Origin of the sequence: Mycobacterium asiaticum, assembly GCF_001673365.1 — a bacterium.
Classification (GTDB): domain Bacteria; phylum Actinomycetota; class Actinomycetes; order Mycobacteriales; family Mycobacteriaceae; genus Mycobacterium; species Mycobacterium asiaticum_A.
Genome location: NZ_LZLS01000176.1, coordinates 1 through 9,798 on the forward strand (window position 1 = coordinate 1; position 9,798 = coordinate 9,798).

Below are 9,798 nucleotides of genomic sequence, written 5' to 3' on the forward strand. Positions count from 1 at the left end.
CGCGCAAGCAGTTCACCGGCCTCCAACAAACCCAGCCACTCCGGAGTACTCAACGCATCAAAACTCAACTCAGACCAGCGTTTTGCATAACTGCGCAGTCCCTCGACCACCTCAGTGATCTCCTCACGACTGCTGGAACCCATACCCGAATTCTAAAGACAGGGTCCGACAAGTCCCGTCCAGAAGACCAGCAGCACAAACGATTTCACAATGCCGCCCTATACCGGGCGCAGGTAGAGCCGAGCGGTCAGCCCGCCGCGGCCAAGTCAGGCCGATTCGCCCCGTTGCGCAATGTCTGCAGGGCCTTTGCCAGCAGTCGCGAGACCTGCATCTGCGAACACCCGATGCGCTCGGCAATGTCGCTCTGGGTTAGCTCGTCGAAGAATCGAAGCTTGATGACCGTTCGTTCCCGCTCCGGCAGAGCCGCGATCAGCGGGCGTGCGGTCTGCACGCTGAGAACCTTGTCCAGCCCTGGATCTACTCCACCCATCGTTTCCAGGAGTGACCCTTGCTCGTCACCGTCGCCTCTAGGCACATCGATCGACAACGTCGTGTAATTGCTGTTGGCGATCATCGCGTCGACAACCAGACCACGCTCGATTCCCAAGCGCTCCGCAATCTCGGAGGCATTCGGGGCCCGGTGCAGTTCGCGTGCGAGATCCTGTGTGGCAGTGGTCAATTGGGACTGCAAATCCTTGATCCGGCGCGGCACCTTGACCGCCCAGCCGTGGTCGCGGAAGTGGCGCCGTATCTCGCCGGTGATCGTGGGAACAGCGAATGCCAAAAAGTCGGTGCCGGTTTCGACATCGAAGCGGTTGACCGCGTTGACTAGCCCGATTCGCGCTACCTGAACGAGATCCTCGAGGCACTCGCCACGGTCTCGGTACCGGCGCGCGATGTGATCGGCCAACGGCAAGCAGCGTTCGACGATCACGTCCCGTTGCTGACGATAACCAGCAGACTGGGGGTCAAATCCTTGCAATTTGCGGAACAAATCCGCGACATCTGCGTACTCACTTGCCGATCCCACAATCAAGCCTCCGACCGCGTGGTTGTTGGGGCGGGCTCTGGTCTGAACTCGACAACTTCTTGTACCCCGCAAGCCACGAAACGAAACCCCAGGAAGAGACCCAGGATTGGCCGCCGTGCTCAGTTGCGCAGGGCTGGTCTAGTGCCTCACCCAGCGGCCGGCGGCCGCGGCATGACCGTGAGTTTGACCCCATAACGCGGTATGGCGATGCCGGCACGCCCCGGCGCGGCTATGGGTGCGCCGGGCACACCCGGCATCCCCGCCTCGGCCCCTTCAGTCCCGGGCAGGGTCGTCATGCCGGAGCCCGACAGGGCCGAGACCGTGCGGACCGACGGTGCCGCCCAGCTCGGCGGCACCGACAGTGGCCCGATGAACCCGGCCTGCCTGACCGCCGCGGATATGGCACTGCCAACTCCGCCGGTCTCGAGCGCGCTGACCACCGGAGCCAGACCCTCGGCCAGGGCCGGCACCATCCCGGAAAAGTCGAAGGGTGCCGCGCTGCTGGCCCCAGCCTGCGACAGCACCGATATCAAAGCGGTAAACGCCGAAATAGGGCTGGTCAGGGAGCTGACACCGTCGTTGAGGTAGTTGAGCAGGTCGAGCACGTCCGGAGAACCTTCCGCGACGAGGATCGCTCGAATTCCGGCCGCCCACTGGTCGAGTCCCTGGACCCACTGGTTGTAGTTGGCCAGCAGCTGTGAAATCAGTTGCGAGACCGGGTCGGTCGCCGCTGCGGAGTTGGCTTGGTTGACCGCCGCATCCTGGGCGGCGAGTCCGGCGGGGTCGGTGTTCTCTTCCGGGGAAACGAACGGAGTCAACATCGAGGCCGCGGCGGAAGCGGTGGCGTAGCCGTTCATTGCGACGGCATCCTGGGCCCACATCTCGGCGTATTCCGCTTCGGTGGCCGCTATGGCCGCAGTGTTCTGGCCAAGCAGGTTTGTCGCGATCAGCAGCATCAGCTGCGCGCGGTTGGCCGCCACCAGTGGAGGGGGAACCGTCGTGGCGAATGCCTGCTCAAACGCTGCCGCGGCCGACCTGGCTTGCATCGCGGTCTGCTGTGTCTGCTCGGCTGTCGCAAACAGCCAACCCATATAGGGGATTACGGCGGCGGTCATTGCCTGCGAAGCTGGGCCGAACCAACCCACGCTTGTAAGCTCCCCAATCACCGATTCATAGGTTTCGGCTGTGGTGTTCAATTCAGCCGCTACGGCGTCCCAGCTTCCCGCGGACGCCAGCAGCGATCCCGCCCCTGGGCCCGTGTACATCCGGGTGGAGTTGAACTCGGGTGGAAAGATCGAGTAGTCCATGGTTCACCACTCCTTTTGCTGGTTTTGGCCACGCTGACGCGACGGCGCCGGTGGCCGATGGTTAAAAGTGGCAAAGGGCCGCCAACGCCGATTGCGAACGATGTGATTTCTCAGTGATTTCTTAGTGACCGAGATCGGGTGCCCGGCACGCGGGACAGCACGGCGCGGGGTGTCAGTGCGAGAACACGGTCAGGTCGCCCGGTTCGTGCTCCAGTACGTCGCGACGGAAGATCATCATGTACGCGAAGTACAGTGCGCCGGCCCCAAGTAACCCGGCCACGATCATCAACGGCACGCGTGCGGCGGCGGGGGAGAGCAGAATCACCAGCGCGCAGATCGACCAGATCAAGGCGGCAATCGCGACCGGCAACTCGAAGCGCCCGATATCGAAGGCGCCCTCCTGGCGATCCAACCGTTGCCGCACCGCCAGATAGAGCACGACGATCATGCCGTAGGTCAGCGCCGGGAAAACCGTGCCGGAGGTAATCAACTCCAGGAGTGCGTTTCCCGGTAACACGGCCAGCACCGTGATGCCGACGACGACTGGCGCGATCGTGGCCGGGATCGGAGTTTGCGTGCGCGGGTTGACTTTTCGCATCAGTCGGTGTGCCGGGAAGCGGTCGTCGCGCGACATGGCGAAGATCATCCGCGAGCAACTGGTCAGCGTCACCATGCCGCCGCCGAAGAAGGCAATCGCTATGGCGACGAGGAAGATTCGTTCGGTGACCGGGCCGAGTTGGTCGTGCATGATCATCGCGACCGGCGAATCGGCCGTCGAAATCTTGGGGATGCTGTCGATCGCGACCGTGAGGGCGATCAAGAACAGCATGCCCAGCACGCTGGCTGCCAGCACCGATCCCACGATGGCGCGCGGGACGCTGCGAAACGGATCTTTGGCTTCCTCGGCCATATTCGCTGCGGAGTCGAAGCCCACCAGGGTGCCCAAGCCCACGATCATGACAGCCATCAGCCCGCCACCGAAGGCGAAGTAGTTCGGGTCGCCTTCGGCGATGCCGCGCGACACCAGGTTGCCGGCCGAGCCGTGCCCGGTCACCGCCACCGCGATCAGCAGCGCGACCACCAGCACCACGACAATGGTCAGCTCGATGCCGACAGCCGCCGAGTTGACCAGTGCCACAAGCCTTGTCGAGGCAATTGCCAGTACGGCCTGTATCACCATCACCGCCGCAGTCATCAGCCGCGCGGTGTCCTCGTTGGGCGCCATGTTGAACAACGGCATCAGGCACGTGCTCGACATGGCGCTGTCGATCGCCATTAGGCCGGTGATCAGATAGCAGAAGGTAAGCCAGCCAAAGAACCAGCCGATCTTGGGGTTGGCCAATCGCGATCCCCACTGGTAGGAGGAACCACTGAGCGGGATGCGCGCGGCGAACTGGGCGATCACCAGGGCGACGAGCAGCTGACCGATCGCGGCGATGACCCATGTCCAGATGCCCACCGGTCCGGAGCTGCGCAGCAGGTCGTCATACGTTCCGAATATGCCGACCGCCACCGAGATGAACGCGAAGGAGACGGCGAACACCTGGAAGGAGCCCAGGGTTCGTTTGAGTTCGGGCTCGTAGCCGCAGTCCTCGCAGAACTCGTCGGATGATGCCGCGTCGGGCGCGGGCAATGCGTGCGTCACTCAGCCACCTGGCCTTACTGCACCGACGCGTGTAGGTGCGCACCAAACGGTACCGACGTTCATGGTTATTCCTACCGCCTCTAGAGCCGTTCTAGATGTGAATGCGCTGACGCGTCGCATGATCGATACGTCGCCAGCTCAGATGAGACATCAGCGTCTCATATGAGCTACGATCGTAACATGGCAATGGACCGTCAAAAAGCACTTCGCGCGGCGGCGGATTTCCTCGGCCGGCGGCCGAACGCGACCCAGGACGAGATCGCCGCGGCCGTCGGCGTCAGCCGTGCCACGCTGCACCGCTACTTCGCCGGGCGCGCGGCACTCTTTGAGGCGCTGGACGAATACGCGCTCGCCCATTTGCGCGAAGCCCTGAAAACCGTGCGCGCACAGGACGGCTCGGCCGCGGACACGCTGCGGCAACTGGTTGCCGCCTGCGAACCGGTGGCCGGCTACCTGACGCTCCTCTATGCACAGAGTCAAGATTTCGATGCCAACCAGCCCAAGGAAGCATGGGCGGCGATCGATGCCGAAGTGAAGGAGCTTTTCGTACGCGGTCAGCGCGAGGGTGAATTCAGACCCGAACTGAATGCTTTCTGGTTGACCGAGGCGCTTTTCCAACTGCTCGCGGGCGCGGCTTGGGTGGTCCAGGTCGGGGGAGCAGGACGCCTCGAGTTCACCGACATGGTGACCGACCTGATGCTGCATGGGGTGGCCCGACCATGATGCGGGCTTGGTCGGCGCTGGGTGTGCTCACCCTTGCGGTGTTGCTGATCGGAGTCGATGGCACGGTTCTGGCCCTGGCTATCCCCTTCATCGCCAAGGATCTTGGAGCCACCGCAACGCAGGTGCTGTGGATCGGCGACATCTACTCATTCATGCTGGCGGGTCTGCTCATCACCATGGGCGGCCTTGGCGACCGTATCGGCCACAAAAGGCTGCTGCTCTGTGGTGCAACGGGTTTCGCTGTGGCATCGGTCGTGACCGCGTATGCCCAGACCCCGGAAATGCTCATCGGCGCGCGTGCGCTGCTGGGCATCGCGGGGGCGACGTTGGCGCCCTCGACGCTTGCGCTGATCCGCATCCTATTCACGCGACCAAGGCAACGCAGTGTGGCAGTGGGCATCTGGGCGTCCGCGTTCTCGGCGGGTGCCGCGCTGGGCCCCGCACTGGGCGGGCTGCTGCTCGAGCAGTTCTGGTGGGGCTCGGTCTTTTTGATCAATGTCCCGGTGAGCTTCCTGCTCCTGGTTGGCGGAGCGGTGTTGTTGCCGGGCCACCAGAACCTGGCGGTAGGGCCGTGGGATCTGCCCAGCGTCGGGTTGTCACTGTTGGGCATGCTCGGCGCGGTCTACGCCGTAAAGGAAGCGATGGCCGGTGGGTTTGGCCTCGGTGTCTTGACGGTGGGAATCGTCGGGGCCGCGACACTGGCGCTGTTCGTCCGTCGCCAACTTCGACTCCCGACCCCGCTGGTTGAACTGCGGTTTTTCCGAAGTCGCATTTTCTCGGGGGTGCTCGTCGCCAACCTGCTCGCAGTACTCGGCCTTTCCGGTGTCGTCTACTTCATGTCGCAGTTCTTTCAGCTCGTACTCGAATATCGCCCACTGCAGGCCGGGCTGGCTGAGCTGCCGGCAGCAGTGAGTGCAACCTTGTTCGGCGTGCTGGCCGGCGTGGCGATCCGCTATTCGTCGCAGCGCGTAGTTCTTACGGTCGGGCTAGGTTTGGTTGGATTTGCGATGGCCGCGCTGACTCTGATCACACCGGCTACCGCCTACCTGTATTTGGGCGTCGCCCTCTTCATCCTCGGCACCGGCCTCGGGTTGGCATTTACCGCGGCCAGCGACGTGATCCTGACCAGCGTTCCGCCGGAGCGCGCGGGCGCCGCCGCGGCGATGTCGGAGACCGGTTACGAACTGGGCATGGCGTTGGGCATCGCGCTGCTTGGCTCCATCGTGACGAGTGTGTACCACGTTCGGGCAGAAGAGGATTCGCTTACCGAGACCATTCAGTCGGCACAACACTTGCCCGGCGAACAAGCATTGGCGACGGTAACCGCAGCCAAGGAAGCTTTCAGCAGCGGCCTGTCCGTCGCCGCGGGCGTCGGGTCGGCATTGCTGTTGGCGTCCGCGGTAGCGATATGGGTGTTGCTAAGGCCGGCGAGTCGCGATAAAGGCGACGACGAGAAGTGGCCCGCCGCTGGGCATTTGGACACCCGGGTTGCTACGCGGTCGCCTGCCGCCGACATTACGGCCGAAGCCCGCACATCACTTGCGCGGCCGGGTAGGTTGAGGACATGCAGTCGTCGTGGCGTGAGCGCCGGAACCTCAGAAATGAGGAACTCGCGCGTCGGCGATCAGAACTCAAGAGCGGTATGCCCGTGACCGCCGACGACGTGCAGCGTGCCGCGGAGCATTCCGAGGCGGCGCATGCAAGCGCCGCCAATGCTCATCGCTCCGCGAGTCGTCTGCACGAGCAGGCAGCCGCAATACACGAGGAGGCCGCCGAGACTCATGATCGCGCCCGAGCCGCCGGCGTCGGCGATGCCGAAACTCATCGGCGGGCAGCGCAGGAGCATCGTGAGGCCGCCCGGCGAGATCGTCTGGCCGCGGAGGAAGACTTGAAAGAGGCCGAAACTGACGACCACGCGGGTACTGACCGATCCGGATATGCGTGAGCTCAAACAGCACTGACCGCGAAGTCGAAGCAATCGACACGATGCTGGCCGAGATCGGCCTCGACTCGATTGTCGACGTTCACACCCACTTCATGCCCAAGCAGGTGATGGACAAGGTCTGGGCCTACTTCGACCGGGCCGGGCCGTTGACCGGCAGACGCTGGCCGATCGCGTACCGCCTCGACGAAAGCCAACGGGTGCAGCGACTTCGGGACTTCGGTGTCGCGGCGTTCACCTCGTTGGTGTACCCCCACAAACCCGACATGGCCGAGTGGCTCAACGCGTGGGCGGCGGAATTTGCCGCTGCGACAACGCAATGCATTCATACCGCGACGTTCTTTCCCGAGCCGTCGGCGCCCGCGTACGTGCGTCGGGCAATAGCGCACGGGGCGAAGGTGTTCAAGGCGCACGTCCAGGTGGGTGGTTACTCGCCCACCGACCCCCAGCTGGAACCGGTGTGGGCCGTGTTGGAAGAGGCCCAGATTCCCACCGTCATCCACGCCGGATCAGGCCCGGCGCCAGGCGAATTCACTGGCCCGTCGCCGGTTGCCGAAGTCCTGCACCGGCATCCGGCGCTGAAGCTGATCATCGCGCACATGGGCATGCCCGAGTACCGAGAGTTCATCGAGCTCGCCTACCGTTATGCGGGCGTCTATCTGGACACCACGATGGTGTTCACCGACTTCACCGAAGCAATGCATCCCTTTCCCGGCGGTGCGATCGCTGACCTTGCCGGGCTGGCGGACAAGGTGTTGTTCGGCAGCGATTTTCCCAATATCCCTTATCCGTACCAGCACGCGGTCGAATCGATCACTCGGCTCGGCCTCGGCGCTCAGTGGTGTCGAAAGGTGTTGTACTCCAACGCTGCCGACCTCCTGTTGCACGACACGAGGGGGAGCCGATGACACCCAGGCCACGCGTGCGGCGACGCGTCGTGATCCGTCTCCTGGTGGCCGCGCTGATCGGCGTGGCAGTGCTGGCAGCGGTCGCGGCTACCGCGGGATGGCGCTATGCCCCCAGCCTCGGCTGGACCGCGGCGGCAGCCGTCTACCTGGTGTGGACGTGGATCGTCGTCTTGCCGATGGACCCCGACCGCACCCGCCGTCACGTCACGCCCGAGGACCCGCCGAGCGGTTGGCTCACCGACGGCATCATCTTGTCGGCGAGTGTGGCAAGCGTGGCCGGTGTCGCGCACTTGCTTACCGCCAGTTCGAAAGGCGGTGCGGAGAAGGACATCGCCGCGGCGGTGGGGGTGGTCAGTATCGTCGCCGCGTGGTGCGTCGTGCACACCGTATTCAGCATCCGCTACGCCGATATCTACTATTCGAACTCGGCGCGCGGCATCAACTTCAACGGAACCGAAAACCCGCGATTCCTGGACTTTTTCTATCTCGGGTTCACCATCGGCATGACATATCAGGTTTCCGACACCTCCCTGGAGACCGGAAAGCTTCGCCGCATCGCGTTGAGTCAGGCGTTGCTTTCCTATTTCTTCGGGGCGGTGATTCTGGCGGTCACCATCAATCTTATTGTCGGACTGAGTAATTAGAACGAAGGGTCCGAACCGTGACCGGTTCTGACAAGCCGGGCAGCCAGGCCGATCAGATCGCCGAGACCGCGCAAGTACGCTCGGTCGGGTGCCCGAAGGATCAATTCGCAGTCTGATTCCCGCCCGCATCGACCGGTTGCCCTGGTCGCCGTTCCATACCCGCATGGTGGTGGCTCTCGGTGTGGCCTGGATCCTGGACGGCCTGGAGATCACGGTGGCCAGCGCGGTGGCGGAAACGCTCACCGAGCCGGAGACCCTGCATCTGTCGTCGGCAGCGGTCGGATTCGTCGCCACCGTCTACCTGGCCGGCGAGGTATTTGGTGCGCTGCTGTTCGGGCGGATGTCGGACAAGCTGGGCCGGCGCAACCTGTTCATGATCACCCTGGGTGTGTACCTGCTGGGCAGTGGTCTGACCGCCCTGACCCTGGGCAATACCGCCGGTTGGATCGCCTTCCTCTACTTCACCCGATTCATCGCCGGAATGGGGATCGGCGGGGAGTACGCGGCCATCAATTCGGCGATCGACGAACTGATTCCGGCCCGCTTCCGTGGACGCGTCGACATCGCTGTCAACGGCACCTACTGGGCGGGCGCAATCCTGGGCACTTTGGGCACGTTCATCTTCTTGCAGGCGATCGAGCTCAGCCTGGGTTGGCGCCTGGCGTTCCTCATCGGACCAGCCCTGGGCGTGGTGATTCTGCTGGTGCGGCGCAATCTGCCCGAAAGCCCGCGCTGGCAAGTCATGAACGGCCGCATCGACGAAGCCGAGCGGACCATCAGCCACATCGAGCGCGAGGTGCAGGCCACCGGTGCCACCCTGCCGCCCGTCGACGACAGCAAGGCCATCGAATTGCGGCCGGCAGAGGAGATCGGCTACGTGGCGCTGACCCGGGTGTTGTTCCGCGAATACCCGAGCCGGGCCGTGCTGGGTGCCTCGCTGATGATCAGCCAGTCATTTTTGTACAACGCGATTTTTTTCACCTACACCCTGGTGCTGGGCAAGTTCTACGGCGTGCCGTCGGCATCCACGCCGCTCTACCTCATCGCGTTCGCGGTGGGAAATCTGCTCGGACCGTTGACGATCGGACACTTCTTCGACACCATCGGTCGCCGGAAAATGATCGCCGGCACCTACCTCGTGTCGGGGGTGCTGCTGGCCGTGAGCGCTGCGCTGTTCCAGGCCGGGGTGCTCAACGCCATCACCCAGACAATTGCGTGGTGCGTCATCTTCTATGTGGCGTCGGCCGGGGCCAGCGCCGCCTATCTCACCGTCAGCGAAATCTTTCCGCTGGAGGTCCGGGCGAAGGCGATCGCCGTATTCTTCGCGATCGCCCAATGCTTCGGTGCGCTCGGGCCGGTGATTTACGGCGCGCTCATCGGTGACGGTTCCAGGCCGACGATGCTGTTCATCGGGTATCTGCTCGGCGCGGTGGTGATGATGGCCGGGGGACTGGTTGCGTGGTTTTTGGCCGTTGACGCCGAAGGCAAGTCGCTCGAAGACATCGCGACGCCGTTGGCGGCCCGCTAACATCCAGTCCAGTGGTCTCCGAGTCCGGGCCTTGGAGATACTGAACGTTCGGATATTCGCATTGAGCCGCC

General features: G+C 63.7%; 9 protein-coding genes. 5 read left to right on the top strand and 4 right to left on the bottom strand.

The genetic code is table 11. The features are described 5' to 3' along the window. Positions 1-247: 247 nt before the first annotated feature. The 3 genes from A5634_RS19055 to A5634_RS19065 all read right to left on the bottom strand — a co-directional run bounded on the left by A5634_RS19055 (position 248) and on the right by A5634_RS19065 (position 3,982). Positions 248-1,033 carry a SigB/SigF/SigG family RNA polymerase sigma factor gene (locus tag A5634_RS19055; RefSeq protein ID WP_253861758.1) on the bottom strand — a complete coding sequence of 262 codons (786 nt, stop codon included), beginning with the start codon at positions 1,031-1,033 and terminating at the stop codon, positions 248-250. 143 nt (positions 1,034-1,176) lie between these two features. Beyond that, on the bottom strand, positions 1,177-2,337 hold the full coding sequence (locus A5634_RS19060; RefSeq protein WP_065145592.1) for a PPE family protein: 1,161 nt from the start codon (positions 2,335-2,337) through the stop codon (positions 1,177-1,179). 172 nt (positions 2,338-2,509) lie between these two features. Beyond that, on the bottom strand, positions 2,510-3,982 hold the full coding sequence (locus A5634_RS19065) for an APC family permease (protein ID WP_065145593.1): 1,473 nt from the start codon (positions 3,980-3,982) through the stop codon (positions 2,510-2,512). 180 nt (positions 3,983-4,162) lie between these two features. Between A5634_RS19065 and A5634_RS19070 the strand changes: the two genes are divergently transcribed. Together A5634_RS19070 and A5634_RS19075 are read left to right on the top strand one after the other, a co-directional pair. Beyond that, on the top strand, positions 4,163-4,705 hold the full coding sequence (locus A5634_RS19070; protein ID WP_155769619.1) for a TetR/AcrR family transcriptional regulator: 543 nt from the start codon (positions 4,163-4,165) through the stop codon (positions 4,703-4,705). Then, the gene (locus A5634_RS19075; protein WP_081290527.1) at positions 4,702-6,357 is read left to right on the top strand and encodes an MFS transporter; all 1,656 of its coding nucleotides are present in this window, start codon (positions 4,702-4,704) and stop codon (positions 6,355-6,357) included. Before A5634_RS19070 ends, A5634_RS19075 begins: the two co-directional genes overlap by 4 nt. Here A5634_RS19075 and A5634_RS28350 read toward each other — a convergent pair. Next, positions 6,330-6,620: a hypothetical protein gene (locus A5634_RS28350; RefSeq protein ID WP_155769620.1), complete on the bottom strand. Its 291-nt coding sequence runs from the start codon at positions 6,618-6,620 to the stop codon at positions 6,330-6,332. The two genes, A5634_RS19075 and A5634_RS28350, sit on opposite strands and share 28 nt — an antisense overlap. A gap of 71 nt (positions 6,621-6,691) precedes the next feature. Between A5634_RS28350 and A5634_RS19085 the strand changes: the two genes are divergently transcribed. From A5634_RS19085 to A5634_RS19095, 3 genes are all read left to right on the top strand, one after another. After that, positions 6,692-7,555 (top strand): amidohydrolase family protein, encoded by an 864-nt coding sequence (locus A5634_RS19085; RefSeq protein WP_065145619.1) that lies wholly within the window; start codon positions 6,692-6,694, stop codon positions 7,553-7,555. After that, complete coding sequence (locus A5634_RS19090; RefSeq protein WP_065145597.1) at positions 7,552-8,199, top strand: DUF1345 domain-containing protein; 648 nt, start codon at positions 7,552-7,554, stop codon at positions 8,197-8,199. Before A5634_RS19085 ends, A5634_RS19090 begins: the two co-directional genes overlap by 4 nt. Before the next feature lie 88 nt (positions 8,200-8,287). Then, positions 8,288-9,727: an MFS transporter gene (locus A5634_RS19095; protein ID WP_065145598.1), complete on the top strand. Its 1,440-nt coding sequence runs from the start codon at positions 8,288-8,290 to the stop codon at positions 9,725-9,727. The last annotated feature ends 71 nt before the right edge of the window (positions 9,728-9,798 follow it).

Excerpts from the sequence above, each read along its gene's own strand:
- A5634_RS19085 (WP_065145619.1), top strand. The coding sequence starts at position 6,692 with ATGCTGGCCGAGATCGGCCTCGACTCGATTGTCGACGTTCACACCCAC.
- A5634_RS19090 (WP_065145597.1), top strand. The coding sequence starts at position 7,552 with ATGACACCCAGGCCACGCGTGCGGCGACGCGTCGTGATCCGTCTCCTG.
- A5634_RS19060 (WP_065145592.1), bottom strand. The coding sequence starts at position 2,337 with ATGGACTACTCGATCTTTCCACCCGAGTTCAACTCCACCCGGATGTAC.
- A5634_RS19070 (WP_155769619.1), top strand. The coding sequence starts at position 4,163 with ATGGCAATGGACCGTCAAAAAGCACTTCGCGCGGCGGCGGATTTCCTC.
- A5634_RS19075 (WP_081290527.1), top strand. The coding sequence starts at position 4,702 with ATGATGCGGGCTTGGTCGGCGCTGGGTGTGCTCACCCTTGCGGTGTTG.